Annotated in this window: 24 protein-coding genes, 1 tRNA gene and 1 pseudogene; 11 read left to right on the forward strand and 15 right to left on the reverse strand. The window is 71.3% G+C overall.

What is annotated here, in order from left to right:
- Window positions 1-336 precede the first annotated feature (336 nt).
- Entirely contained in the window at window positions 337-1,305 is a 969-nt protein-coding gene (locus ACFPZ3_RS62895) for a CapA family protein (RefSeq protein WP_379523978.1), read from the reverse strand.
- 34 nt (window positions 1,306-1,339) lie between these two features.
- Complete coding sequence (locus ACFPZ3_RS62900; RefSeq protein ID WP_379523979.1) at window positions 1,340-2,539, reverse strand: cytochrome P450; 1,200 nt, start codon at window positions 2,537-2,539, stop codon at window positions 1,340-1,342.
- Between the two features lie 198 nt (window positions 2,540-2,737).
- Here ACFPZ3_RS62900 and ACFPZ3_RS62905 point away from each other — a divergent pair, with 198 nt between their 5' ends.
- A complete protein-coding gene (locus ACFPZ3_RS62905) occupies window positions 2,738-2,971 on the forward strand; it encodes a DUF6289 family protein (RefSeq protein ID WP_379523980.1) in 234 nt (77 codons plus the stop codon).
- 866 nt (window positions 2,972-3,837) lie between these two features.
- The gene (locus ACFPZ3_RS62910; protein ID WP_379523981.1) at window positions 3,838-5,445 is read left to right on the forward strand and encodes a hypothetical protein; all 1,608 of its coding nucleotides are present in this window, start codon (window positions 3,838-3,840) and stop codon (window positions 5,443-5,445) included.
- Between the two features lie 2 nt (window positions 5,446-5,447).
- On the opposite strand, the gene ACFPZ3_RS62915 is transcribed toward ACFPZ3_RS62910, so the two are convergent.
- Window positions 5,448-5,579, reverse strand: coding sequence for a hypothetical protein (locus ACFPZ3_RS62915; RefSeq protein ID WP_379523982.1), 132 nt, complete (start codon window positions 5,577-5,579; stop codon window positions 5,448-5,450).
- Between the two features lie 188 nt (window positions 5,580-5,767).
- Between ACFPZ3_RS62915 and ACFPZ3_RS62920 the strand changes: the two genes are divergently transcribed.
- Entirely contained in the window at window positions 5,768-6,145 is a 378-nt protein-coding gene (locus tag ACFPZ3_RS62920) for a hypothetical protein (protein WP_379523983.1), read from the forward strand.
- Here ACFPZ3_RS62920 and ACFPZ3_RS62925 read toward each other — a convergent pair.
- Window positions 6,142-6,300 (reverse strand): annotated as a pseudogene (locus ACFPZ3_RS62925) (hypothetical protein); the annotation flags it as partial. The gene ACFPZ3_RS62920 and the pseudogene ACFPZ3_RS62925 sit on opposite strands and share 4 nt — an antisense overlap.
- A 52-nt stretch (window positions 6,301-6,352) precedes the next feature.
- On the opposite strand from ACFPZ3_RS62925, the gene ACFPZ3_RS62930 reads away from it, so the two are divergent.
- Window positions 6,353-7,291, forward strand: a complete 939-nt coding sequence (locus ACFPZ3_RS62930) for an NADP-dependent oxidoreductase (protein WP_379523984.1) — start codon at window positions 6,353-6,355, stop codon at window positions 7,289-7,291.
- A 130-nt stretch (window positions 7,292-7,421) separates the two neighbouring features.
- Window positions 7,422-9,881, forward strand: a complete 2,460-nt coding sequence (locus tag ACFPZ3_RS62935; protein ID WP_379523985.1) for a PEP/pyruvate-binding domain-containing protein — start codon at window positions 7,422-7,424, stop codon at window positions 9,879-9,881.
- A 59-nt stretch (window positions 9,882-9,940) separates the two neighbouring features.
- Here ACFPZ3_RS62935 and ACFPZ3_RS62940 read toward each other — a convergent pair whose 3' ends face one another.
- The 3 genes from ACFPZ3_RS62940 to ACFPZ3_RS62950 form a co-directional block, all read right to left on the reverse strand.
- Window positions 9,941-11,977 carry a SpoIIE family protein phosphatase gene (locus ACFPZ3_RS62940; RefSeq protein WP_379523986.1) on the reverse strand — a complete coding sequence of 679 codons (2,037 nt, stop codon included), beginning with the start codon at window positions 11,975-11,977 and terminating at the stop codon, window positions 9,941-9,943.
- Between the two features lie 62 nt (window positions 11,978-12,039).
- Window positions 12,040-12,510, reverse strand: a complete 471-nt coding sequence (locus ACFPZ3_RS62945) for a hypothetical protein (protein WP_379523987.1) — start codon at window positions 12,508-12,510, stop codon at window positions 12,040-12,042.
- 102 nt (window positions 12,511-12,612) lie between these two features.
- The gene (locus tag ACFPZ3_RS62950) at window positions 12,613-12,948 is read right to left on the reverse strand and encodes a histone-like nucleoid-structuring protein Lsr2 (RefSeq protein WP_379523988.1); all 336 of its coding nucleotides are present in this window, start codon (window positions 12,946-12,948) and stop codon (window positions 12,613-12,615) included.
- 478 nt (window positions 12,949-13,426) lie between these two features.
- Here ACFPZ3_RS62950 and ACFPZ3_RS62955 point away from each other — a divergent pair, with 478 nt between their 5' ends.
- On the forward strand, window positions 13,427-14,251 hold the full coding sequence (locus ACFPZ3_RS62955) for a phosphotransferase family protein (RefSeq protein ID WP_379523989.1): 825 nt from the start codon (window positions 13,427-13,429) through the stop codon (window positions 14,249-14,251).
- A gap of 53 nt (window positions 14,252-14,304) precedes the next feature.
- Here the strand turns inward: ACFPZ3_RS62955 and ACFPZ3_RS62960 are convergent, their stop codons facing one another.
- Complete coding sequence (locus ACFPZ3_RS62960; RefSeq protein ID WP_379523990.1) at window positions 14,305-15,468, reverse strand: acyl-CoA dehydrogenase family protein; 1,164 nt, start codon at window positions 15,466-15,468, stop codon at window positions 14,305-14,307.
- A 129-nt stretch (window positions 15,469-15,597) separates the two neighbouring features.
- On the opposite strand from ACFPZ3_RS62960, the gene ACFPZ3_RS62965 reads away from it, so the two are divergent.
- A tRNA-Sec gene (locus tag ACFPZ3_RS62965) sits at window positions 15,598-15,692 on the forward strand.
- 187 nt (window positions 15,693-15,879) lie between these two features.
- On the opposite strand, the gene ACFPZ3_RS62970 is transcribed toward ACFPZ3_RS62965, so the two are convergent.
- From ACFPZ3_RS62970 to ACFPZ3_RS63000, 7 genes are all read right to left on the reverse strand, one after another.
- Window positions 15,880-16,314 carry a hypothetical protein gene (locus ACFPZ3_RS62970; RefSeq protein ID WP_379523991.1) on the reverse strand — a complete coding sequence of 145 codons (435 nt, stop codon included), beginning with the start codon at window positions 16,312-16,314 and terminating at the stop codon, window positions 15,880-15,882.
- A gap of 14 nt (window positions 16,315-16,328) precedes the next feature.
- A complete protein-coding gene (locus ACFPZ3_RS62975) occupies window positions 16,329-17,183 on the reverse strand; it encodes a siderophore-interacting protein (protein WP_379523992.1) in 855 nt (284 codons plus the stop codon).
- A gap of 43 nt (window positions 17,184-17,226) precedes the next feature.
- The gene (locus ACFPZ3_RS62980; RefSeq protein WP_379523993.1) at window positions 17,227-18,048 is read right to left on the reverse strand and encodes an enoyl-CoA hydratase/isomerase family protein; all 822 of its coding nucleotides are present in this window, start codon (window positions 18,046-18,048) and stop codon (window positions 17,227-17,229) included.
- A gap of 43 nt (window positions 18,049-18,091) precedes the next feature.
- Entirely contained in the window at window positions 18,092-18,970 is an 879-nt protein-coding gene (locus ACFPZ3_RS62985; protein WP_379523994.1) for a 3-hydroxyacyl-CoA dehydrogenase family protein, read from the reverse strand.
- Between the two features lie 75 nt (window positions 18,971-19,045).
- A complete protein-coding gene (locus ACFPZ3_RS62990) occupies window positions 19,046-19,525 on the reverse strand; it encodes a MarR family winged helix-turn-helix transcriptional regulator (protein WP_379523995.1) in 480 nt (159 codons plus the stop codon).
- Window positions 19,522-19,884: a MerR family transcriptional regulator gene (locus tag ACFPZ3_RS62995; protein ID WP_379523996.1), complete on the reverse strand. Its 363-nt coding sequence runs from the start codon at window positions 19,882-19,884 to the stop codon at window positions 19,522-19,524. Before ACFPZ3_RS62995 ends, ACFPZ3_RS62990 begins: the two co-directional genes overlap by 4 nt.
- Before the next feature lie 33 nt (window positions 19,885-19,917).
- Complete coding sequence (locus ACFPZ3_RS63000) at window positions 19,918-20,670, reverse strand: SDR family NAD(P)-dependent oxidoreductase (protein WP_379523997.1); 753 nt, start codon at window positions 20,668-20,670, stop codon at window positions 19,918-19,920.
- Between the two features lie 134 nt (window positions 20,671-20,804).
- Here ACFPZ3_RS63000 and ACFPZ3_RS63005 point away from each other — a divergent pair, with 134 nt between their 5' ends.
- The 4 genes from ACFPZ3_RS63005 to ACFPZ3_RS63020 all read left to right on the forward strand — a co-directional run bounded on the left by ACFPZ3_RS63005 (window position 20,805) and on the right by ACFPZ3_RS63020 (window position 25,866).
- On the forward strand, window positions 20,805-22,052 hold the full coding sequence (locus tag ACFPZ3_RS63005) for a cytochrome P450 family protein (RefSeq protein WP_379523998.1): 1,248 nt from the start codon (window positions 20,805-20,807) through the stop codon (window positions 22,050-22,052).
- 322 nt (window positions 22,053-22,374) lie between these two features.
- Entirely contained in the window at window positions 22,375-23,487 is a 1,113-nt protein-coding gene (locus ACFPZ3_RS63010; protein WP_379523999.1) for a HesA/MoeB/ThiF family protein, read from the forward strand.
- Window positions 23,484-24,704, forward strand: coding sequence for a hypothetical protein (locus ACFPZ3_RS63015; RefSeq protein WP_379524000.1), 1,221 nt, complete (start codon window positions 23,484-23,486; stop codon window positions 24,702-24,704). The genes ACFPZ3_RS63010 and ACFPZ3_RS63015 overlap by 4 nt, the downstream gene beginning before the upstream one ends.
- 10 nt (window positions 24,705-24,714) lie before the next feature.
- Window positions 24,715-25,866: a ScyD/ScyE family protein gene (locus ACFPZ3_RS63020; RefSeq protein WP_379524001.1), complete on the forward strand. Its 1,152-nt coding sequence runs from the start codon at window positions 24,715-24,717 to the stop codon at window positions 25,864-25,866.
- The last annotated feature ends 31 nt before the right edge of the window (window positions 25,867-25,897 follow it).

Genomic DNA, 25,897 nt, shown 5'->3' on the forward strand with positions numbered 1-25,897 from the left:
GCGGCACACAGACCACTCCCGGCATTGACCAGCGTGTAATTCCCGGTGGACGGGGCCGCCAAGGCGGCGGTGGCGAGCATGGCGACAATGCTGCCGCCTGCCACCAGGGCGGCGGTCAGGAAGACCGCCAGCCTGCCTTCTTTACGCACGTTGAACTCCGTTTCGTTGAAGGGGTTCGCAGTCGGTAAGCGCTTTCCCGAACGCAGGTGCAGTGAAGCACAAGGGACACCCCGGTGAAAGCGACCCGAAGGCCGTGCGGCCGGCCGATCGGCTGTCGGGCCAGGTCAGCCGTCATGCCGCCGGTTGCAGGCGCGCTGTGAAAGTTTCATCCCGGGGTCAGCGCAGGTCCGCGGCGAGCAGGCCGTCCTCCCAGGCGGCCGTGGTGCCGAGGTCCGCGCAGGCGGCGATGAAGCGGCGGCCCAGCCAGGCGCGTTCCTCGCCGTGGGCCAGGACCGTGCGGCAGTAGTCGAGCTTGAGCGGGACGGCGCGCAGCCGTACGGGGCCGAGTTCGTCGATGGTGACCAGGAACAGCAGCGACAGGTCGTTGCGCAGGCCGGGATCCACGGCGTAGTCGTCGAGGAAGTCGCCCAGGTCGTACAGGACGGGTGGCGCGACGCCGTGGGGGACGTGCGCGGAGTGGCCCGCGATCAGCGTCGCCCCCGCGCCGGCCAGGACCGTGGCCGCGGCGCGGATGTACGGCTGGGGCGCGGTCGTCATGTTGGGACCCCAATGAGGGCTGACCAGCACGGCGTCCGTCTCCGCACGGGCCCGCGCCACCGTGTCCGTCAGCCACGACGGCACGCCCGAGGGCAGGTCGGCGTGGGCCACACCGGGCCGGTGGGGCGTGGCCGCGTAGTCCGCCGGGTGGTCGGTCACCGAGATGACGGACAGGCGCAGCCCGCGTACGTCGAGGACGACCGGCTCGCGCGCCCGCGCCAGGTCGGGGCCCGCGCCCGCCGTGCGGATGCCCGCCGCCGCGAGGTGGTCGCAGGTGTCCAGCAGCGCCTCGTGGCCGTAGTCGAGGGCGTGGTTGTTGGCCAGCATGACGCAGTGGACGCCGAGCCGGGCGAGCAGGTCGGCCGCCCGCGGCGGGGCGCGGAAATGGAAGATTTTGCCCGGCTCCGGCCACGGGTCGCCGCGGTCGGAGAGGCAACATTCGAGGTTCAGCAGCGTGAGGTCGGCCTCGGCGAGGTACGCGCGGACGCCGTCCGACACGTACGCCCCCGGGTCCGCGGACTTCGCCAGCAGGTAGGCGACGCCGCGGCCGAGCATCGTGTCCCCCGCCAGCGCGAGCGTGACGGTCACACGAGTCCCCTGCCCGCCGCGGCGCGCCCAAACGTCAGATCAGCGCCAGGCGGCGCACCCCCGTCATGGTCGGCGTGGGGATGAAGGACACCGGGTCGTCCGGGTCGGTACGCAGGACGGCGAACCGGTCGAGCAGGATGTCCAGCGCGACCCGGCCCTCCAGCCGGGCCAAGGGGGCGCCCAGGCAGAAGTGGATGCCGCGGCCGAAGCCGAGATGCGGGTTGGGGTCACGGTCCGGGTCGAACACGTCGGGGTCGGGGAACTGCCGGGGATCGCGGTTGGCCGCGCCGAGCCAGGTCATGACCATCTGGTCGGCCGGGATCGTCACGCCGCCGAGCTCGGTCTCCCGGGTGGTGGCGCGGCCGAGGGCGGAGAACGGGGTGAAGAAGCGCAGCGACTCCTCGATGGCGGCCGGGATCCTGGAGCGGTCGGCGCGCAGCAGGTCCTGCTGTTCGGGGAAGGCGTCCAGGCACAGCACCGTGTTGCCGAGCAACATCGTCGTGGTGACGTGGCCGGCCAGCAGCAGCACGATCGCGAAGTTGACCACCTGCTCGTCGGGCAGGCGCTCGCCGTCCACCTCGGCCTCGACCAGCCTGGTGAGCAGGTCGGCGCGCGGCCGGACCCGGCGCTCGGCGGCGTGGCCCGCCAGGTAGCCGGACATCTCCTTCCACGGTTTCAGCGTGGTCCGCACGTCCTCCATCCGAGACTCGGCGGACTGCTTCAGCGTGACCTTGGCATCGCGCTGGAACAGGGCGTCGGCCCACTGTTTGAACAGCGGGCGGTCGCTGCTGGGCACGCCGAGCAGGTCGGCGATGACGATGACCGGCAGCGGGTAGGCCAGGTCGGTCACGAGCTCGAACCGGCCGCGTTCGCGCGCCTCGTCGAGCAGTTCCCGCGTGAGTGCGGCGATCCTCGGTTCGAGGTCCGCGACGACCTTCCTGGTGAAGGCGCTGCTGACGAGTTTGCGGAGCTTGCCGTGCTCCGGCGGGTCGATCTGGGTGATGAAGCCCGACAACGAGAAGTCGTCAGGGTCGGGCAGCAGGTGCTTGGGGACCACGCGCATGGTGTCGGAGGAGAACGTCGCCGGGTCGCCGAGGATCTCGTGCAGTTCCGGGTAGCCGTAGACGTTCCACATTCCGGTGGCGGGGTCGTGCTCGACCGGCGGCCCCGATCGGGGGCCGTGGAGCCAGAAGTGTTGTTTCGGTATGTCGTACCGCTCGACGATGTCGGCCATCGCCTCTCCTTCGTGGTGAATCGCTTGTGCCCACGTCCTCCTGGCGTACGTCTTCACGCTAACTCCGCGGACTCACCCTCACGCGCCTCGCGAGCGGCCCGCTCCAAAACCCGGGGCGCTCATCTCTTGATCAGCCCGCTCCCGCGACCGACGATCGGTTCAGGGAACCCCCCCCATCCCGCGAAGGGAAGAGCCACCATGATCCGCCGTGCCCTCCTGGCCACCGTCCTGGGTCTCGCCGCGGTCACCATCGTGACCACCGGCCCCGCCCAGGCCCGCGCCTGCAGGATCGACTACACCTGCGTCACGACCTTCTACAGCGACTCCGCCCACACCACCGTCGTCGGCGAAAAGTACGAGGACTGCGCGGGCAACGCGAGCATGTGGGGCGTCCGCAGCGGATACCTGACCTTCGACGAGAGCCCCTGCTGATCCCGGTCAGCGGGGCGGGGACGCGAGCCGGGTGAGGATTGCGTCGAACCAGCCGGCCGCGTCGCGGTGCAGGTTGAGCGCGTGGCCGGCGTCGTCGAGGGTCAAGTGTCTTCTGACTCGTCCGCGTTACCGCGCGGCCCGGACAAAGTACCCTTCATCCGCGGAGGTCTCCGCCGAGCGCCGGCAGAGGGCATCGCCGATCGGCCTCGCCCGCACGTCGAAACCGGGAGGAGCATCGGGCAACACGGCGTACCCGGGCCCCTCAGGGCTGATCTGTACGGGCCCCAGGCCACCTCCCGGCAGCCAGGGGCGGACCCTTAAGCAGTAATTGTCGCCGTAGTAAATAGCAGCCGTGTGCCGCCAGCCTGAATATTGCCCCGCTGGAATCAGGGCGTCGTAACAACCCTGCCGGTAAACACAGGAAGGGCCCCTGTAGACCTGGACGGCGCCGACGGAGATCGTGCTCGTATTATGCACCTCGTTGTCCGTTGGCGAGGCCATCGCCGCAGATGGCCCCGCACTGGCCAGAAGACCGGCTGTCAGGGCGATCGCGGCAGCCCATGCCGTTTTATTCATTTCCTTCTCCCCTGCCTTGTGAACGGCTATTGCGAGAAAGGTAATGCTTTCGCTTCTACGGCAACCAGGACAGCAACCGGACATTTCGCGGACCCGGTGGGCCAGGACGGCTGCCGTCTGGGTTGCGGGGCGGCTCGGCGTCCGTCGGGGATTCACGACTCCGGCCTCGATTTCGAGGATGGTTTGTCCGGGGGTCGGCGTTAAGGTGATATTTCAGGTGGAATCGCGGCCTTGCGGTTCCCGGGGCTGGTCCGGGCGGAGTGGCGGTGGTCGGCGAAGGACGCCTTCAGGTGCCCGTCGGGGCCCAGGCCCGCCGCTGGCACACGATCTCCCCGGCCCGCACGGTCCTCGCGGTGGCGCGCACGGTGACCACGGCCGGGCGGCTGCTGGAGATGGCGCCGCTGTTCCGGGCCGACCGCCGGGTCCAGATGGTGTTCACGGTGAGCGGCGGGTCGGCGTTCGACGACGGTGTGACGGACTTCCTGCGCGAGGCCCAGGCCCGTACCCTCTCGTGGGAGCAGGCCGTGGACACACCGTTCGACCTGGCCATCTCCGCCAGCGCCAACGGCGACCTGCACCGGCTGAAGGCGCCACTGCTGCTGGTGCCGCACGGCGCGGGGCACAATCGGATCCTCCACTCGGACGGCGGGGTGTCGGGGCTGGCCCGGCGCCAGCTCGTACGGGACGGGCGGGTGGTTCCGGCGGCCATCGCCCTGTCGCACCACGAGCAGCTGACCCGGCTGGCCCGCGACTGCCCCGAGGCGCTCCCCCACGCCGTGGTGACCGGTGACCCGATCTTCGACCGGATCGTGGCGAACGCGGACCTGCGCGACCGCTACCGGCGGGCGCTCGGCGTCGATCGCAAGCTGGTGCTGCTGAGCTCGACGTGGGGCGAGCACTCCCTGCTCGGCGCGAACCCCGACCTGGTGGCGCGGCTGGTGACCGAGTTGCCCTTCGACGAGTACCAGGTGCTGCTCGCCGCCCACCCCAACATCTGGTACGGCCACGGCGGCATGCAGCTGCGGCTGTGGCTGGCCGACGCCCGCGAGGCCGGCCTGATGCTGCTGCCCCCGCATCAGGGCTGGCAGGCGGCCCTGCTCGCCGCGGACGTGATCGTGGGCGACCACGGATCGGTCACCTTCTACGGCACCGCTCTGCGCCGTCCCGTCCTCCTCGCCTCCTCCGGGCGGGAGTTCGAGGAGCTGGACCCCGACTCCCCCACGGCCGCGCTGTGCCGGGCCCTGCCCAGGCTCGACCTCCGCCGCGACCTCCAGGGGCAGGTGGCGGCCGTCATGGCGGGCGGGCGCTCGTACGAGGAGGTGACGGGGCGCACGCTGGGCATGCCCGGCCAGGCGGAGGGCCTGCTGCGCGGCCTGGCCTACCGGCTGATGAACCTTCATGAACGCGGGCCCGCCCCCTCCCCCACGCCGCCGGCCGAGCCGCTGGCGGAGCATTCGGAGGTGCTCGCGTTCCTGGTGGAGACCGACGTCCGGGAGTCGTCGGTGGTGCTGCGCCGCTTTCCGGCAGTTCTCGGGGAAGAGAAGGATGATCGGGTACGGGAGGCGCATCTCTGCGTGGATGCCCACGTACTGGATCGGCGGCTCTTGGAGAGCGCCGCGATCATCATCCACCGGGACCCGGACCCGGGCTGGGCCGAGGAGACGCTGCGCCGCTATCCGGGTTGTCAGGTGGTCGCGGAGATCGTCCATTCGGGGCCGGTCCGGCTGACGTTGCGGGACGGGCGGCGGCTGTACGTCTCCGCGCGGGACCGGCCGCCCGATCCCTGGTGCCTGCCGTCGGCCGTGTACGGCTGGCTGACGTCAGGCCGTGAGCCTGAGGACATCACCGTCCAGGTGGGTGAGCGCGAGATCCGCATGCACGTCCGCCCTGACCGTTGATTTCAGGCCAGGCGGGCGCGCAGCGCCCGATGTCCCTGGCCTGCGGTCACCTGTCCGGACACCTCATTACGCGTGCCGGTTTCGTCGCCGGGGCCGGTCACCGTGTCCGCCTCATCCGTGAACCGCCTTCGCACGTCACGCCGCGGGAGTATTCCCGCCGGCCTGAATCGCCATTCACTGCTTCTTATGGAAATTGTCCGAATTAACGAAGGCGACTTCGAGTCGCCACTCATATCCAATCAGCAAACCGCGCCCTGCCGGGGGTACTCGCCCGCGAACAGGTCCTACGCTGGAGGAAATCCTTCTTCATTTGAGAGGCCCGATGGACCCGAGCGTCATTCCCACGCTGGCGGCGGTCATTTCCGCGATCATCGGCGGCGCCGCGGGCGAGGCCGGCAAGAACGCCTGGACCTCCCTGACCGCACTCGTACGCGGCCGCTTCGGCGCCGACGCCGCCGTCACCTCCGCCATCGAACGCGCCGGAACCCGGCCCCCGGAGGAGACCGCGGAGATCATCGCGGGGCACGCGGCGACGGATCCGGCGTTCGAGGAGTCGCTCGGCCGCTGGACCGCCGAGACCGTGCGTCTCATCCAGAGCAAGCACGACGTGTCGAACACGATCGGCGGCGACGCCCGTATCACCGGCCCCGTGGTGCAGGCGGGCGACGTCTTCGGCTCGATCAACCTCGGCAAGCCCTAGGGCTGAGGTGACAGGCCGGCGAGCAGGAGGTTCGCGAGCTTGCGTACGGCCGTGCCGGCCCGCTCGGCCGGCAGCGTGCGGAACGAGGTGATGGCCAGCAGGCCGATCCGCACGTCCTCGACCGACACGCCCTGACGCAGGGCGCCGGCCTCGCGCGCCCGCTCGACGAGGTGCTCGAGGCTTCTCGTGTGGGCGCGGCGCTGATCGGTGAACTCCCGTCCGGTTCAGTTCGACCGGTTCGGCCCGCCCGATGTCCTGGCCGTCGGGCCGTTTCCCGAGCCGCACGCGGGTCCCGGCGAGGTACGCGTCAGGGTCGAGACCGCCGGGATCTCGCCGGTCGATCTCGCGTTGCGGGCCGGGTCGTCACCGTCGAGCGGGAAGCTCGCCCTGCCCCACGTTCCGGGGGTGGACGCGGCGGGGGTGATCGACGAGGTCGGGGCGGAGGTCAGCGGGTTCGCCGTCGGGGAGGAGGTCTTCGGGGCGGTCGACGTCGCACGGCTGGGTGGCGCGAGTGCGGAGTTCGCCGTTCTGCGGTTCTGGGCGCGCAAGCCGGGTTCGATGTCGTGGGTGGAGGCCGGCGCCGCCGGCACGAGCGTCGAGACGGCCACGCGGGCGCTCGACGGTCTCGGCGTACATGAGGGGGCGACGCTCGTGATCGAAGGCGCGGCGGGCGGGGTCGGCAGCGTCGCCGTGCAACTGGCGATCGCGCGGGGCGCCCGCGTGATCGGCACGGGACGCCCGGGCAACCACCCCTTCATCGCCGGGCTCGGCGCGCTCCCCGTCGCCTACGGGGCCGGGCTGGGCGAGCGGCTGCGGGCCCTCGGCGTCGATCGGGTCGATCTCGCGCTGGACGTCGCGGGCGCCGGATCGCTGCCCGAGCTCATCGCGCTCACCGGCACGGCGGCCTCGGTCCTCACGATCGCGGACTTCACCGGCCCTGGGCTCGGGGTCCGCGTCTCGCTCGGTGAGCTCGGCGGCGAACCCGGCGGGCGGCACGGCCTGCCGATCGCGGCGGCGCTCTCGGAGGAGGGGCGATTCCGCGTCCCCGTATGGGAGACGTTCCCCATGAGCCGGGCGGCCGAGGCGCACGCGGCGGCAGGGAAGGGCCCGCGGCAAGGCAAGATCGCTCTCACCGTCTCCCACTGAGCAGACCAGAGCTCAGCGTGAGGTGACCCCTGGCAGAGCGTGGCCCGCACTGCTAGCGTCGATAAATGGTGCGCCGGGAAGTCTGGTCGGCAATGGTCATATCAGGCCGGGTTCGGGGAGGCGTCGCCAGATGAGACTCATCCAGCTGTCCGAGATCGACTCTTCCATGATCGAGCTGGTGGGCGGTAAGGCCGCCGGGCTCGGTGAGATGGTCGGAGCGGGTGAGCGCGTGCCTGACGGGTTCTGCCTGACCGTCGAGTCGTACCAGTCCGGAGATCTTCCCGAAGCCGAGCTGATCGAGGCCTACGAGCGGCTCGGCGGCGGGCGGGTGGCGGTCAGGTCCAGCGCCACCGCCGAGGACCTGCCGGACGCCAGCTTCGCCGGCCAGCAGGACACCTACCTCAACGTCGAAGGCTCGGGCCCGCTGATCGAGGCCGTGCGCAAGTGCTGGGACTCCCTGCACACCGAACGTGCCGTGGCCTACCGCGCCACCGTGGGGATCGACGACGCCGCGATGGCCGTGGTGGTCCAGCGCATGATCGACCCGGTGGCCGCCGGGGTGATGTTCACCGCCAATCCGATCACCGGCCGCCGTACCGAGATGGTCGTGGACGCCGCCCCGGGGCTGGGCACCGCCATCGTCGAGGGCACCGTCGTCCCCGACCACTACGTCCTGGGCGAGGGGGCCGTGCGGGGCGGCGACGGCTGCCTGGACAAGGGGCAGCTCGAAGCGTTGCGGGAGGCAGGGCGGCGGTTGCAGAGGCACTTCGGCTCGCCGCAGGACATCGAGTGGGCGATCGACGCCGGCGGCACGTTGTGGCTGCTGCAGTCGCGGCCGATCACGACCCTGTTCCCGGCGCCGCCCGACACCGGTGACACCCGGCTCTACATGGAGTTCGGCCACGTCCAGGGAATGTTGCGCCCGGCCACGCCGATGGGGGTGTCGTTACTCAAGGCGGGTGCGGGCATGTGGTTCAAGGGTGCGGGGGCCAAGGTCGATCCGCGTGATCCGCTGCCCCGGCTGGTGCCCATCGGCGGGCGCTTCTACTTCGACCTGACCGATTTCCTGCGCAACAAGTCGATGCGCACGCGACTGCCCGTCTCCTTGCAGGTGTACGGACCGCGGGTGCAGGGCGCGATCGAGCGGATGATGGACGATCCGCGCTTCGCCCCGAGGCCCGGCCTGCCGTTCCACCTCGGCAGTGCCGTGCGGATGACACTGCGGCTGGCGCCCGGCCTGGTCTTCGGCCTGGCCTGGAGCCTGGTGGCGCCGGACGCCGCCAGGGGCAGCGCCTATCGCGCGGTGCGGGCGATGCGGCGTCAGGCCACGCCGCCCGCCGGGCCGGCCACGGCGGCCGAGCAGCTGCGCTGGGTGATCGAGGACTCCCACCGGTCGCTCAAGAGCCCTGACATGATGGGGCTCATGGGGCCGCTGATCACCGGGATGATCGCCGGAATGGCCCCGTCCGCGCTGCTCGACGGCCTCGCCACCGAGGAGGAGCTGGGCGTCGTTCTCGGCGGGATGCCGCACAACGTGACCACCGAGATGGACCTCACGCTCTGGAGGGTCGCGGTCAAGGCGCGCGAGCACCGCGACCTGTTCCTCGGCACCCCGCCGCAGGAGCTCGCCGCGCGGCATCACGCGGGCGACCTGCCCGACATCGGGCTGGGCGGCTTCCTCGACCGGTACGGCATGCGCGCCGCCGCCGAGATCGACGTCGGCATGCCGCGCTGGGCGGACGACCCGGCGCCCCTGTTCGCCACGATCGCCAACTACCTGCGGGTGGAGGACCCGGCGCAGGCGCCCGACCGGCGGTTCGAGGTGGCCGCCCGGAAGGCGGAGCGGATGATCGGCACACTGTCGCGGCGGGCGCGGCGCACGAGACCGGTACGCGGGCTGCTGGCGACGTTCCTGATGCGCCGCTCGCGCAAGCTCACCGGGCTCCGCGAGATCGTGAAGTTCGCCTGGATGCCGTCGATCCAAGGGGCGCGCGGGCAACTCCTGCTGGTGGGAGCCGATCTGGCCGGCCGCGGGCTGCTGGAGCGGGCCGGCGACATCATGTTCCTCGACCTCTTCGAGGCTCGGGCCGCCGTGCACGACGGGGCCGACCACCGGGAGCTGGTCGCGGAGCGGCGCGCCATGTACGACCGCGAGCTGCGGCGGCACAGCGTCCCCGGAGCCCTCCTGTCCGACGGGACCGACGTGGAGACGCTCACCCCGCCAGGACCCGTGGAGAAGGGCGTGCTGACCGGGATGGCGGGGGCCGCGGGGCGGGCGACCGGCAGGGCGCGGGTGATCCGCGACCCGGCCGGCGCGCACATCGAGCCGGGCGAGATCCTCGTGGCCCCGACGACGGACCCCGGCTGGACGCCGCTGTTCCTGACGACGGCCGGGCTGGTGACCGAAACCGGTTCGCCGGTGGCGCACGGGCCCACGGTCGCCAGGGAGTACGGCATCCCGGCCGTGATCTGCGTGCGCGACGCCACGCGCGAGATCAGGACCGGCCAGCTCATCACCATCGACGGCAGCGCGGGCACCGTGCGGATCGAGGAGGAGGACACACCTCGGCGCGACGAAGCCGGCGCCTAGGAAGCGCCTTCGCCGCGGATCGAGGAGGAGGACGCGCCTCGGCGCGACGAAGCCGGCGCCTAGGAAGCGCCTTCGCCGGGGAGGCGCAGCGCTATCACCGCGATGTCGTCCAGGCCCGTCGTCGGCAGGCCGCTGAGCAGTTGGTCGCAGAACCTCTCCACCGGCTCGCGGGCCAGTGACTCCGCCAGCCGCCGCAGCCGCTCCAGCCCCCGGTCAAGGTGCTCGCCTGACCGCTCGACGAGACCGTCGGTGTACAGGAGCAGGGTGCCGCGCGGCGGCAGCGGCTCGACGGAGGACGGGCAGCCCAGGTCGTGGGGCAGGCCGAGCAGCGGGCTCTCCCCGCCGTCGAGGAAACGCCCTGTGCCCTCGTGGGTGACCAGCAGGGGCGGCAGGTGGCCGGCCACCGCGTAGTTGAGCTGGTAGCGGCGGTCGCACCCCTCGACCCTGGCCAGTACGCAGGTCGCCGTGACGTCCCCGGACAACGACTCCATCGCGAGGTTGAGGCGGGTGAGGATCTCCCCCGGCGGTTCGCAGCGGTCCATCGCCAGCGCGCGCAACATGTTGCGCAACTGGCTCATGGCGACGGCGGCGCCCAGGTCGTGGCCCGCGACGTCCCCGATGGCCATGACGCAGGCGCCGTCGGGCAGGACGAAGGAGTCGTACCAGTCTCCGCCCACCTCCGCGGCGGCCGGGCTGGCCCGGTAGCGGGCGACGATGCTCAGCTCGGGCAGCGACGGCGGCTCGGCGAGCAGGCTGTGCTGCAGCGCGAGGGCGATCTGCTGGGCGCGCTGGAAGCGGATGGCGCTGCTCAGGGCGTCGTGCGCGTGGTCGAACATGCGGTTCAGCAGCACTATGTCGGCCCGGCTGATCGGCGGGCGGTCCCCGCAGGTGACCACCGTGACCACGGCGGGCACCGCGCCGTCCACCACGACGGGCAGGATGAGCAGGCTGTTGGCGCCGTTGGCCTCCATCCACGCCTGCGACCCCGACGGGCTGAGCTTCGGCGGCGGAGAGCCGGCGGGGAACGTCTTCAGCAGCGGGCGCCGCCGCCGCACCACCCCGACGAAGGCGTGGTCGGAGGCCAGCTGCTCCTCGCTGTACGGGGGCAACCTGGGCAGCCCGGCACGCGAGGCCGTGGCCACCCGCTCGACGACGAACGGGGTTCCGCCCTGCTGCCCGGCGGTGAGATCGATGATCAGGTGCACGCCGCAACCGTCGGCCAGTTCCGGCACGATCACGTTGGTCAGCGCGCCGAGCATGTCCTCCAGGCTCGTCATCTCCCCGGTCGCGGCGGCGGCGCGGTCGAGCAGGTTCTGGCAGCGCTGCTCCTGCCACTGCTGCTCGACGTCGCTGCAGGACCCCACCCACTCCACGACCACGCCGTTCTCGCGGATCGGCACGGCACGGACCTCGAAGTGCCGGTAGTCGCCGCCGGCCGTACGCAGCCGGTAGTTGTGCTCCCACACCTCCGTCACGCTGCCCACGGCCCTCGCCCACGACCTCAGGGTGTCGGCGCGGTCGTCGGGATGGACCATCTCCTGCCAGCCTGGGCCGCGGAACTCCTCCCACGGCTGGCCGGTCACACGTTCCCAGCTCGGGCTCGGTTCGATCACGTCGCCATCGGGCCCGGCCACCCAGATGATCTGCGCGCTGACCCGCATCAGGCTCTGGTAGCGCCGCAGGATGTGGCTGCGCTCGTCGGCGATGGCCTGGACCTGCTGGACGGCCTCGATCTGCTCGGTGATCTCCATCGCCACCACCAGCACGCCGTGGTCGCCTGGCCCGAAGGAGATCCGGGACAGGCTGGAGGTGAAGAGCCGTTCGGTGCCGCGCTCGCCGCTCCCGGGCTCGGCGGTGAGGATGACCGGCTCGCCGCTCGCGTAGACCTGGTCGAACAGGAGCCGATACCGCTGCTGTACGGCGTCGATGAACGACTTCGCCAGCGGGGCCCCGATCGGGCGATGGCCGAACTGCGACCGGTAGACGGCATTGGTGTAGACGAGGCGGTGATCTTCACCCCTCGTCACCGCCACGCCGACCGGCGCCGGATCCAGCACCTCGAACGCCAGCCCGCTGTCCTCGGGCACCCCGCTCATCGTGACCTCCCCCGATGGCCACTTCCCCTATGAGCCCTACCCCTGCCGGGCCGCTCGCACGCTCACTTCGACAGGTAGAGGGTCTTCCAGGTGCCCGCGTACAGGCAGTTGAGTGACGGCTTGGCGGCCTTGCGCTCGGAGCAGACCTTGATCTCGACCTGGTAGACGTCCCGGTACTTGAGCGAGAACCGCTTCGGCGTGCGGTACGAGCAGTCGCGGACCCAGCGGTTCTTGGACGGCAGGTTGTTCCCCGAGCGGTAGCCGATGCGGAAGACCGCCCAGCCGCAGGCCGCGCCGCGGGTGCTGTCGTGAATCTGGCCCGAGATCCGCACCACGTCGGCGGTCGGCAGGACTGCGTGGTCCTCGCCCGTGGCCGTCAGCGTCCCGGCGGCCTTGGCGGCGTGCCCGGGAGCGTAGTAGGCGCCCCACGGGGTGCCCGCCCCGTCGGTGGTGGCCTGGGCGGCGGGGGCGAAGGTGGCGAGGGTGGCGGTCGCGGCGATGGCCAGACCGGCAAGGGTACGGGTGATCGTCATTGGGGGGCCGTCCTTTTCTGGTGGATGGCCACACTGTGCGACGAAACGATTTCAACCGGCTTGCCGGTAATGGATGGCCGCTTTCAACCTTCTTGCCACGTCTTAGTGGGCGGCCTCGTACTGCTCGACGACGGTGGCGGCGATGCGGCCCCGCTCGCTCACCGGCAGACCCTGGTTCTTGGCCCACCGCCTGATCTCCGTGGCCTTCTCACGGCTGACGGCGCGGGCGGAACCGCCGCGCCGGCCGCGGATGCCCCTTTCCGCGCGGACAGCACGGGCCTTGGTGATAAACGGCGCGAGAGCCTTCTCCAGCTTGTCCCGGTTCGAGCCCGACAGGTCGATCTCGTAGTTCGTGCCGTCGAGAGCGAACCTCGTGGTTCCCTCGGCGTCGCTGCCGTCGATGTCATCGATAAAGGATTCAACAATGCGCTTCGCCATAAGGGTGCTCCAATTAGGTTACGGTTGCAGGTACTGTAGCCCTCTTCAGCAGATTGTGCACCTTCCGCGCGCGGTGCTCCCGCACAAAGGCACTTCTTGCGGCCACCCCTCGCCGCCACGCCATTAGCCCATGTCACGAGGGTCATTCACCGGGATCAGCCCGGTCCATGATCAATCCGGGAGCCTTCAGGGACCGCCTCGCGGATCCGCCGTCCCACATTGCGGTCGGACCCGCCGTCAATAGCGCGGGAATCCCTATGTTGAAGCTCAATTCAAAGCTCGGCGGGGCGCCATCCCGCATTGCCCGAGAGCCGCGGGACCGGCCATTCCCGCCCCGCGGCAATGGCGCCATTCCCCCGCAACACGGGCACAGCGGGCTAGGCTGAGATGATGATCGAGGTTCGGGTGCTCCTTCTCGTCGCCTACGACGAGAAAGGGCGTGTCGTCGGGCGGACACGCCTCGCGTGAGGAGCGGCGGATGGCGATGCACGGGATCGACGTGCGCTCCGATGTGGTGATCAAGCGGTTCCGATCGGTGGATCGTGACCAGCCGCGGCGGGAGTGGCGGGCCCTGGAACTGCTCGACCGGTACGCGCCAGGGCTGGCGCCCGCTCCGGTGAGCGCCGACCTGGACGCCGATCCGCCGACCGTGGTGATGTCCCGCCTCCGTGGTGAGCCCGTGCGCGGGCCGATCACGGGGCGGCTGGCCGACGCGATCGCCGAGGCCGTCACAAGGGTGCAGCGGGCGCTCCCCCAGTCCGTGCTGCGGCGGCTGCCCGCGCGCGCCGATCAGGCGGTCGAGCTGCTCCAGCAGGTACGGTCCTCGGTGGCATCCGCCGTCGGAGGCCCCACGGTCACCGACAGAGATCCCACGGTCCCCGGCAGAGATCCCATGGTCGCCGATGGGGATCCCGTGGTCGCCGACGCGCTTCGCCAGGCCGCGAAATGGGCGGCACAGCAGGGGCTGGAGGAGCTGCTGGCACGGCCCGCCACCCCGGTGTTCGGCACCGGTGACGGGAACCTGGCCAACTACCTGTGGGACGGAACCGGCATCCGGGTGCTCGACTTCGAGTACTCCGGCCGCAGCGACCTCGCCTTCGAACTGGCCGAGGTCGTCGAGCACATCTCGGTGTGGCGCAACGACGTTCGTGGCCTGACCGCCGTGCTGGAGCGCCTGGGGCCCGCCGCCGGAGAGGGCGGCAGGCTCACCGAGTGCCGTCGGCTGCTCGCGCTGTACTGGCTGCTGCGGATACGCGGCGAAACCCGCGCCGGTCAGGCGGAGCGGATGCTGGCCCTCCTCTGAGACGAGGTTGCGGGTCAGCGGATGCTGGCCCTGCTCTGAGACGAGGTCGCGGGTCAGCGGAAGGCGGGGACGGTGGGCGGTCGGCCCATGAGGACGGCGCCCGCGGCGTCGTACATGGCCGGGCTGAGGAAGGCGTGCTCCTGCGGCACCAGCGCGTCGCCGAGCAGGCTCTGCAGCGGGTGGTCGCTGTAGATCGCGGCGGTGCCCGAGAGGGAGATGACCTTGGTGACCACCTCGGCGGCGGTGCGGGCGAGGTAGGCGGCGGACAGGCGCAGGTGGGCGTTCTGCTCGTCACTGACCTGTCCGCCGGCGACGACCGCCTGCCACGCCTCGTCGGCGGCCTCGTAGAAGTAGGCCCGGGACGAGCGCAGCGCGGCCTCGGCCTCGGCGATCCCGGCGCGGTAGTAGGGGCGGTCGGCGAGCTTCGGCGCGCCGGTGATGCTCGCCCGTCCGCTGCCGGTCTGCTCGGCGAAGTCGAGGGCGGCGCGGGCGACACCGGCGGAGACGACGGAGAGCGACTGGGCGGCGTAGGTGATCGCGGGGTAACGGTAGAGCGGTTCGTCGATCGCCGGGGTGCCGCCGCGGATGAAGGACCATTCCCTGCCGACCTCGACGTCCTTGGCGACCAGGTCGAAGGAGCCGGTGGCCCGCATGCCGATCACCTCCCAGTCCCGTACGATCTCCAGCAGCTCGGGGCGCACCAGCACGCCGCGCGGCTTGCCGGCGGTCGAGTCGTCGCCGGGGATGCCGACGCAGATGATGTCGGCGGCCATGCAGCCGCTGGCGAACTTCCACCGGCCGCTGACGCGGAAGCCGCGCTCGGTCGGGACGGCCTCCTGGACCGGGAACAAACCGCCGGCGAAGACGACGTCGGGGCCGTCGGCGTACAGCTCGGCCTGGGTCTCCAGGGGCAGCGGGCCCAGGTAGACGAGCTGGGAGCCGAAGCTCGCCACCCAGCCGGTGGAGCCGTCGACGGCCGAGATGCGCTCGATCTGCCTGAGGAAATCCGCCGGCGGCATCGGCTCCCCGCCGAACCGCGCCGGCGTGGAGGCCCGGTAGAGGCCGAGCCGCTTGAGACGGGCGACGAAGTCCTTGGGGACGTACCGCAGCTCACGGAACTCCTGACGGCGCTCGGCCAGCTCCGCGAGCATGTCGTCGAACGCGGCGGCGTCGGTGCGTGTCGCGGCTTCCGGGTCGGTCCCCTGGTTCTGCGTCATCGCTGCTCCTCCTGGGTTCGATCCTGGCTCAGGGCGTTCCGGGGTCTCCGGCGACTTACCCAGGGTGAGGGCAACGGAATTCCCCGGCCACCGGCTCACTGGGAAAGTCGCTACGATCCTGAGGTCTGGGGAGGCGTACGCGTCCTGGTGGGCGCCGCGGTCTTCAAAACCGACGAGGCCGAGGATCTCGGCCTGGCGGGTTCGATTCCCGTCCGCCTCCGCCATAGGATCCGCCATCGGATCTGTACGCGACCTTCAGGACGGCGGCGAGGCGGGCGTCCGCGTTCGGGGGCACGCAGCGCACATCGAGCAGGCAACGGTCGGCGTCCACGCGCGCGACCACGATGGAATCCCCCTGGCGCAGCACGACCGCGAAGCCTTCCGGCAGTTCGACCGCCCGGCCGGGCAGAGTCAGACCCGGTGCGCCGCCGCCGACCAGCCCGAGGCTCGGCACCACCGCGGCCGGGAGGCCCCACCGCCGACCAGCCCGGCGCTCGGCACCACCGTGGCCGGGACGCCCGCGGCCGTCAGATCGGCGGCTAGCGCGGTGGCCCGTTCGCGCGGCTGTTCAGGATCGGCCCTGATCGCGTTCATGGCCGGGGTGGACGCGCCGGACAGGGTCGCCTCGATCGCGGCGAGCGTCAGCTTGTCCACGCGAGGGGGGTGGCGGTGCAGGGTGTGGATGAGGTCCCCGCGCCCGAGTACGAGTCCCGCCTGCGGCCCGCTGAGCGGTTTGTCCCCGCTGGCGATGATGAGGGCGGCATTCTGGGCGAGCCAGGTGGCGGCGTCCGGTTCGTCCGGGAGGAGGGGTTCCGGGCGGAGCAGGCCGGAGCCGATGTCGGCCACGACGGGGACGTCGCTCAGGTGCCGGTGGAGAGGGCCTTGGCCTCCTCTTCCTCGATCTCGCGGTTCCAGTCGCGCTTGGAGGACTGCCAGCCGTCCTCGTCCCGGCCCCGCCGCCAGTAGCCGGAGATCGACAACCACTCCAGCGGCAGCTCGCGCTCCACCCGCAGGTGCCGGCGCAGCTCCTTGACGAACGTGGCCTCGCCGTGGACGAAGGCGTGCACGGTGCCGTCGAGGAACTTCACCTCTCGTACCGCGTCCACCAGCGCCTGGCCCACCGGCGCGCCGTCGCGGTGCAGCCACACGATCTCGGCGTCGCAGGCGGTCGGCAGGTCCTGCCGCTCCGCCCGGTCCGCCACCTCGACGAAGACCCGGGCGGGCACCCCGGCCGGGATCCGCGCCATGGCGGCGCCGATGGCGGGCAGGGCGCTCTCGTCGCCCACCAGCAGGTGCCAGTCCGCCTCGGCGCTGGGCGTGTACGCACCGCCCGGGCCCAGGAAGCGGAGCACGTCGCCCGGGCGGGCGCCCATGGCCCACGGCCCGGCCAGGCCCTGGTCGCCGTGGCAGACGAAGTCGATGGCGAGTTCGCCCGACTCCGGGTCCCAGGAGCGTACGGTGTAGGTCCGCGTCTTCGGCCAGTCCTCCCGTGGGAGTTCGGCGCGGATCACGCCCATGTCGAAGGGCTCCGGGTAGTCGACGCCGGGCACCGGGAACAGCAGTTTCACGTAGTGGTCGGTGAACTCGCCCGCGCCGAAACCGGCGAGCCCGTCGCCGCCGAGCACGATCCGGAGCATGTGGGGGCTGATCTGCTCGCTGCGCAGCACCACGCCGGTGGTGCACTGGGGCGCGCGCCGTGTCGATTCCGTCGCCATGGGGGACGTCCTCTCATAGGTTAATTAGGCAAGCCTAACTTAACTATTGCGACTCTAGCGACTCCGGGGCCGCTTTGCGCCGCGAGAGGAACGTGTCCATGCGCTGCCGCTTCTCCTCGGTCTCGAACAACACCGCCTGCGCCACGTTGTCGAAGACCGGATGCGCCTCGCGGGGCGCGCGCAGCGCCGCCTTGGTGAGCCGGACCGCGAGCGGGGCGTTGCGCAGAATGCGGTCCACCCAGGCGTGCGCGGCGTCCATCAGCGCCTCGGGCTCGGCGACCTCGTTGAGCAGGCGTACGTCGAGCGCCTCCGCCGCGGTCAGCACCCGGCCGGCCAGCAGGATCTCCTTGGCGAGCGGTTCGCCGACGAGTTCGGGCAGCCGCCAGGCCGCGCCCGCCGCGGCGAGGATGCCCAGTTGCCCTTCGGGGTTGCCGAACGTGGCGCGCGGCGTGCCGACGCGGAAGTCGCAGGCGTAGGCGAGTTCGGCGCCGCCGCCGATGGCCGGGCCCGCCACCGCCGCGACCGTGGGCATCGGCAGCCGGGCGATCCGGTCGAAGAGGCCGCTGTTGATGCCGGCCAGGGCGTCGAGCCGGTCACGCTCCCTCAGTTGCCCGATGTCGGCGCCGGCGGCGAAGATCTTGGGCCCGCCGGTGAAGATCGCGGGCCGCGGGTCGCGTTCGAGGTCGGCGCAGACACGGTGGAGGCCGTCCACCATCGCGGCGTCGATCGCGTTGCGGACCTCGGGCCGGTCGAGAACGACGACCAGCCTGTCCTCCCGCCGTTCCACCCGCAGCCCCTCGTGCGACGGCTCGGTCATGACTTCCTCCCGGTCGTCCCGCAGCCCCTCGTACAACGGCTCGGTCATGGCTTCCTCCTGGTCGTCCCCAGCCCGACGTGCGACGGCTCGGTCATGAGTTCTCCGGCCAGTCGTAGAAGCCCCGGCCTGTCTTGCGGCCCAGGTCGCCGCGTTCGACCATGTCGATCATCAGTCCCGGCGGCGCGAACCGCGGGCCGAGTTCCTGCTCCAGGTAGCGCGCGATGCCCAGCCGGACGTCGATCCCGACGAGGTCGGTGAGCCGGAGGGGACCCATCGGGAAGCCGTAGCCCAGCGTCATCGCGGCGTCGATGTCCTCGGCCGTGGCGATGCCCTCCTCGAGCATCCTGATCGCCTCCAGGCCGATGGCCACGCCCAGACGGCTGCTGGCGAAGCCGGGCGCGTTCCGTACCGTGACGGGGGTCTTGCCCCACTCGCGGACCCAGCCCTCGGCGCGGTCGCGCAGGTCGGCGGAGGTCCGGCCGCCCAGGACCACCTCGACGAGCTTGCTGGCCGGTACGGGGTTGAAGAAGTGCAGGCCGATGACCCGCTCCGGGTGGGGCACGGCGTCGGCCAGCACGTCCAGCGAGATGCTGCTGGTGTTGCTGGCGATCACCGTGTCGGCGGCGACGTGCCGCGCGATCCGCCCGAACGTGTCGAGCTTGAGATCGAGGTCCTCGGGGACCGCCTCGATCACGAGCGCCACACCGGCCAGCCGGGCCGGGTCGGTCTCAGTGGTCAGTCTGGCGAGCACCGGTGCGGCGTCGTCGAGGCGGCCGCGGGCGACGCCGGCCGCCAGGGCGTGCTCCACCCGCTCGACCGCGGCGGCCGCCGCCTGCTGGTCGCGTTCGACGAGGACGACCTCGGCGCCGGCGAGCAGCAGCGCGTGAGCGATGCCGGCCCCCATCCGCCCTCCGCCGACCACGCCGCAGCGGGCCGGGGTCGTGCCGGGCGGTGGATCTGTGGTGTTCATGGCATGCCTTCCCGGAAGTCGTCGAACCTTCATGGCAAGGGCGATCTTACGTACGCGGCACCGCGCCCGCCCATGTCAGACGGCGGACCAGCCCAGCGGGTACGGGACGTCCACCGGGGGTTCGCCGCCCGCCTCGGTGAAGGCGTTCATCGCCGAGATGAGCTCCTGCCGCTGCTCGGAGGACATCCGCTCGACGATCGACCCGATCTCCTCCCGGCGCCGCGCCATCACCTCGTCCACGATGCGGCGCCCCTCCTCCGTCAACCGCATCAGGCTCTCGCGCCGGTTCTGCGGATTGATCTCACGCACGATCAGCCCCGCGCCCACCAGCCGCTCGGCCATCCGCATCGCCGTGGAGGAGTTGACCCCCAGGTGCTCCGCCATGGTGACCAGCTTGGTCTCACCGCGCCCGGCCAGCACCACCATCATCCTGAACTGCGGCAACGTGACCCGGTCCGCGACCTCGCCCAGCGACGCCGCCGCGATCGCCACCAGGAGCCGCGAGCCGGTCAGCACCGCCGTGACGACGGCCGAGAGGTCCTCATCCTCGTTCACAGCGAGTCCGGCTGCCCGGTGACGCGGCCGAGGAACAGGTCGAGGCGATCGCGTACGTCGGTCAGCGCGGCGATCTGCTCCTCCAGCGCGGCCAGCTTCCTGGCGACGAACGGCGCGCTCGCCGGGCAGTCGCGGCCTTCCAGCTCCAGGTCGAGGCAGGGCAGGAAGACGTGGATGTCCTCGGCCGTGAAACCCAGCGAGAGCAGCTGCCGGATGTTGCGGACGAGGGTGACGGCCCGCTCGTCGTACTCACGGTAGTGGTTCGGCGCCCGCCGGGGGCGCAGCAGGCCCTGCTGTTCGTAGTACCGCAGCGCCCGGACGGTCGTGCCCGCGGCCTGGGCCAGCTCTCCGATCAGCATCGGCTCACCTCCAATCGCAGGCTAGCGTGCCCATCAGGCGGCGTTGATCCCGCCGTCCACGCGTAGCACCGTACCGGTGAGATAGGCCGCCTCCGGACGGGCCACGTTGACGATCCACCAGCCGATCTCCTCGGGCCGCGCGATCCGCCCGAGCGGGATGCGCGCCGTGAGCTCCCCGCCCCAGCGGGTGATCTCCTCCGGGGTGAAGCCCGCGTGGACGAGCACCGGCGTCGCGGTGACGCCGGGAGCGACGGACACGACGCGGATGCCGCGCGGCGCCAGTTCGACGGCCCAGGTGTAGGTCAGGAAGTCCAGCCCGACCTTGGTGGCCCCGTAAACGGAGTTGTTCGCCCAGCCGCGCTGCGGGCCGTTCGAGGTGATGTTGACGATGGTGCCGCGCGTGGCCTCCAGGTGCGGCAGGGCCTCCTGGGCGAGCATCGCCGGGCCGATGAGGTTCGTGGCGACCTGCTGCTCCGCCGCCTCCCTGTCGATGGCGCCGAGCGCGGCGGGGCGGGTGATGGCGGCGTTGTTCACCAGGACGTCCACGCGCCCGAAGGCGTCGAGCGCGGCGGCCACGATCCGCTCCGGCGCGCCCGGCTCGGCGACGTCGGCCTCGACGACCTCGATGCGGTCGTGGCCCTCGGCCGTCTCCTTCAGGGTGGCGACGGTACGGCCCGCGATGAGCACGTCGGCGCCCTCCTGCGCGAACAACCGCGCGGTCACGCGGCCGATCCCGGTCCCGCCACCCGTGATGATCACGGTCTGGCCGCGCAGAGATGTCGTCATGAGTTCTCCCTCATAGGTGTTGCGGTCGCGAGGAGGCTAAGCGTTGACCCCGGGGTCAAGGTCAAACCGGATCGGCGAACCTTACGGAGATCGAACCGCCCCGGTAGTGGTTCCGGCGTCAGGCCGAAGCGACGATGGCGCGCGGAGACCGCGACCACGAGGAGCTGAACATGGCCGATCCCGCACCGTTCGTCATCGACCCCACCGGCCGCGACATTCGCGGTGAGGCGGACCGTATCCGCGAGCTCGGGCTCGCCGCCCGCGTCGAGCTGCCCGGCGGGGTGCGGGCGTGGGCGGTGTCCGGCCAGGAACCGCTCAGACGGCTGCTCACCGACGACCGCGTGTCCAAGGACGCGTTCCTGCACTGGCCGGCCTGGATCAAGGGCGAGATCTCCCCCGAGTGGCCGCTGTTCGCGTGGGTGGCGGTGCGGAACATGCTCACGGCGTACGGGCCGGACCACCGGCGGCTGCGCGGGCTGGTCTCCAGTGCCTTCACCGTCCGCCGCACCGCCGCGTTGCGGCCGCGCATCGAGGCGATCGCCGCGGAACTGCTCGCCGGGCTGCCCGGCGGAACGGTGGTGGACCTGCGGGAGCGCTACGCCTACCCGCTGCCGATCAGGGTGATCTGTGAGCTGTTCGGCGTGCGCGACGAGGGCTCCCGCGAGGAGATCCGCCGCTGCGTGGACGCCTTCTTCCAGACCGGCAAGGCCGGCGTGGACACCGCCGACGCCTTCCCGCGCCTGCAGGGCATCCTGCGCGAGCTGGTCGCCGAGAAGCGCGAACGCCCCGGCGACGACCTGTCCTCGGCGCTGATCGCCGTCCGCGACGACGACTCGCGCCTGTCGGAGGACGAGCTGGTGGACACGCTGGTGTTGTTCCTGAGCGCGGGCCACGAGACGACGGTCAACCTGCTCGACAACGCGATCTACGCGCTGCTCACCCACCCAGGGCAGCTCGCGCTGGTCCGCGAGGGCCGTGTCACCTGGGAAGCGGTGATCGAGGAGACGTTGCGCAATCAGGCCCCGATCGCGAACCTGCCGTTGCGCTTCGCCGTCGAGGACATCGACCTCGGCGACGGGCTCACCCTGCGCGCGGGCGACCCCATCCTCGCCTGCTACGGCGCCGCCGGCCGTGACCCTCAGGTCCATGGGCGGGACGCGGACCGGTTCGACCTCACCCGCGCGGTCAAGGAGCACATGGCCTTCGGCTACGGCGTGCACCGCTGCCTCGGCGCGCCGCTGGCCAGGCTGGAGGCCGCGATCGCGCTGCCCGCCCTCTTCCGGCGCGACCCCGTCCTCGCCGCCGAACCGGGCGGCCTCCTGCCGCTGGAGTCGTTCATCTCCAACGGGCACCGCTCCCTGCCCGCCGTCCTGTCGCCCTGAGCCGCCGGAATTCAGCCCCCGGCCCGCGTGCGTACGGGCCGGGGGCTTTTTCGTGCAACGAGCCCGCAACGGGTCTGCAACGCCGCCTGTGAGCCTGAGGGTCGTCGCCGACCTGGGCGATGTCCATCGCTGGACGAAAGGGAGGTGAACATCGATGAAGGTTCAGATCCGGCGCCTCGAGAAGATCGAGACGACCAGTGCCTGTAACGCTTGCTGCTGCTGCGGCGACTGCTGATCCCTTACGCCCGGCCTCGATATCCCCACTGGTACGGGGCCGGGCCCTGGGCCGCCATCATTCACGAGAAACATGGAGTCAGACAGCATGCAACGACCACGGATGAAAATTGTCTTCCCGCCGATTCCGATTGGCGCCGGGCGCATCCGGATCGCCAGCATGGACCTGGGCATCGCCTCCGAACTGGAGGACGACGAGCGCGGCAACACGTGGCGCCTGATGGAGCTCATGGACGGCACCCGTACTGTGCCGGAATTGGTCGCCGAGATGCGCGCCGAGAATCGCGACGTCACCGTGGACGACATCGGCGGCGCGATCGCGGCGCTCGATGACGCCGGCTTCGTCGAGGACGCCGCCATTCCGCCGCCAGACAGCCTGTCGGCAGCCGAGCTGGAGCGTTACCGGCGCAATCTCGAATTCTTCTCCTACTTCCACCGGCCCCCGGCCACGCCTTACGACTTCCAGCACCGGCTCAAGGGGGCCAAGGTCACCCTGCTCGGCCTCGGCGGGCTCGGCTCGTTCGTCGCGATGAGCCTGGCCGCGATCGGCGTGGGCGACATCCTGCTCGTGGACTACGACCACGTCGAGCTGATGAATCTCAACCGGCAGATCCTCTACACCGACAGTGACGTCGGCCGATTGAAGACCGAGGCCTCGGCCGACCGGCTGCGCCTGATCAACCCGCACGCCACCATCACCACTCTGAACACCATGGTGGACGGCGTGGACGCGGCACGTTCCATCATGGCGGGCCGGGATCTCATCATCTGCGCGGCGGACCGGCCGCGCATCCAGCTTTACCAGTGGCTCAACGAAGCGGCGCTCGCCGAGGGCATCGCCTGGCTCCGGGGTTCGCAGAGCGGGCTCACGGTCAACCTCATGATGCACATTCCGCACGACAGCGCCTGTTTCCAGTGCGCCGAGCAGGAAGCGCTGGCGAAATTCCCCTGGTACGGCCCTTCGCAGCGTTATTACATCGACGTCATCGGGGACCGCACCGTCAATCCGTGCATGGCTCCGCTCGCCGGAATGATCGGCAACCTGGCCGCCCTCGAAGCGGTCAAATATCTCACCGGCGTGGCCGAACCCGTCATTCGCGGCCGCATGCTCTTCATCGACCTGCTGCGCATGCAGACGGAATTCGCCGAGGCGAAGCGGCTCGACGACTGCACGGCCTGCGGGGCCACGGTGAGTGTATGAACGACGACAGCGTCGTCGCCCTGCACGCGTTGCACTTCGGCCCCGAGGAGAACGGCGAGTGGGAGGTCGGCCGGCCGGACACCGGGCAGTTCGTGCGGTTGCCGGTCGAGGGCGTCGCGCTGCTGGAGTGGCTGGGCGACGGCCTGCCGGTGGCGGAGGTGCGGGAGCGCTTCGCCGGCCGGTTCGGCACCGAGCCCGACCTCGACGAGTTCCTTGAGGGGATCGGTGAATGCGGCTTCGTCGCCTCCATGGACGGCGAGGCGTTCGGCGACCCGCTCGGGCCCGCTGAGACGCGCCGGGGGATGACGTTGCTGGGCAACGTCCGGCAGGAGCGGGTGGCCTGGCTGGTCACGGCGCCGATGCGGGTGCTGTACGTCGCCGTCTGGCTCGCCGTGCCGGCGCTGCTGCTGCTCCAGCCGGGGCTGCTGCCGGGGCCGTCCGACGCGCTGCCGTTCGACGGGGCCCTGACCAGCGCCGTCACGCTGGGCGTGGTCGGCTGGGGTCTCGTCCTGCTGCACGAGGGCGCGCACGCCATCATCGCGCGGGCGCTCGGCTGCACCGGCTCGTTGTCGTTGAGCCGCCGGCTGTACTTCCTGGTCGCGCAGACCGACGTGAGCGGGGTGCGCTCGGCTCCCCGGCACCGCCGCTACGCCGTCTTCCTGGCCGGGATGACCTGGGATCTGGCTCTCATGCTCGGTTGCCTGGCCGCTCAGCTGGCCGGGGTGAGCGGTTCAGGTGAGCGGCTGGCCCGCGCGGTCGCGTACGCGCTGGCCCTGTCCGTGATCTTCCAGTTCCAGGTGTTCATGCGCACGGACATGTACTACGTGCTCGTGAACTGGCTGCGCCTGGGCAACCTGATGGAGGACACGCGGCACTGGCTGGCGAACGTCGTGCGGCAGGCGACGGGTCGTCCGCCGCGCCATGACCTGAGCCTGGTGCCTGCGCGCGAGCTGCGCATCGTCCGCTGGTACGCGCCCTACTACCTGCTCGGCTCGGCCGTCGCCTTCGTCGCGCTGGGCCTGCTGACGGTGCCCGCGCTGGGCCAGATGGCCGGCTCCGCGATGCGCGGCATCGGCGGCGGCCCCGGCTCCTCCTCCTTCTGGGACGGCCTCGGCTTCCTGCTGCTGGTCGTGTTCCAGTTCGCCGCGCTCGCCTGGGTCCTCGTCGTCGAACGACGCGAGCGCCGGGCCGGCCAGGCGATCGTTTCCGGCGGATGAAAGGGTGCACATGAACGGAACGAGACGCGGCGTCCTGGCGCTGGCCCTGAGCACCCTGGTGCTCCCGGCCCAGGCCGCCGCCGCCGACCCCGGCTTACGCCCCGGTGGCACGATCGAGGTGGTGGCGCAGGGGCTGGACGCGCCGCGCGGGCTCATCTACGACGCCAAGGCCCGCCGGGTGCTGGTGGCCGAGGCCGGCGAGGGCGGGCCGTCGCAGCCCAACGGCGGCGCCTGCGCGCAGACCGCCATGGGCGCGCTCTGGTGCTACGGGCCGACCGGGGCGGTCTTCCAGTACTCGGAACGGGGCGGGTCCGGGCGGCGGATCGTCAACGGGCTGCCCTCGATCACGATCTATGACGACACGGGGACGCAGCGGCAGGGCGTGCTCGGCCTGCACGACCTCAGCCTGACGCCCGGCGGGCTCCGTGCCGTCTTCGGGCTCGCCGGCGAACTTCCCTTCCGCGACCAGCTCGGGCCGGGTGCCGCCGCGCTCGGCCGGCTCGCCCGGATCTCCGGCCCGCTCGCTCCCGAGGCCGACCTGGCCGCGTACGAGGAGGAGCACGACCCGGACCCGGTCAGCGACGAGTCCAACCCGTACGGCCTGGACACCGGCCCCTACGGAACCGTCGCCGTGGACGCGTCCGGCAACGACCTGCTGCTGATCAAGCCGAACGGCGGCATCAAGGTGCTGGCCGTGTTCCCGGCCCGCGCCCCGGCCGCCGATCCGGGCGGCTCCGTCGACTCCGTGCCGACGACCGTGGTCCGGGGCCCGGACGGCGCGTTCTACGTCGGTGAGCTCAGCGGCTTCCCGTACTACAAGGGCGAGGCCAAGGTCTGGCGGCTGGTTCCCGGCCGGACCCCCACGGTGCACGCCGGCGGCTTCACCAACATCGCCGACCTCACCTTCGACGAGCGCGGCCGGCTGGTCGTCCTGGAGATGGCCAAGGAGGGCATGTTCGACGGCAATCCCGGGCACAACGGCGACACCGTGACCGGCCGGCTCGTGCGGGTCGAGGCCAACGGGTCGCGGACCGACCTGGCCACCACGGGGCTGGAGAACCCGGGCGGGGTGGCGTACGCGGGGAACGGCGTCTACTACGTGACCAACCGCAGCAACGGCGCCGGCGACACCGGCCAGCTCCTGCGTATCAAGGTCAGGTGACCCACCGCTGGTCAGGCCCCGGTGGAACGCC

This window comes from Nonomuraea insulae (assembly GCF_042656245.1).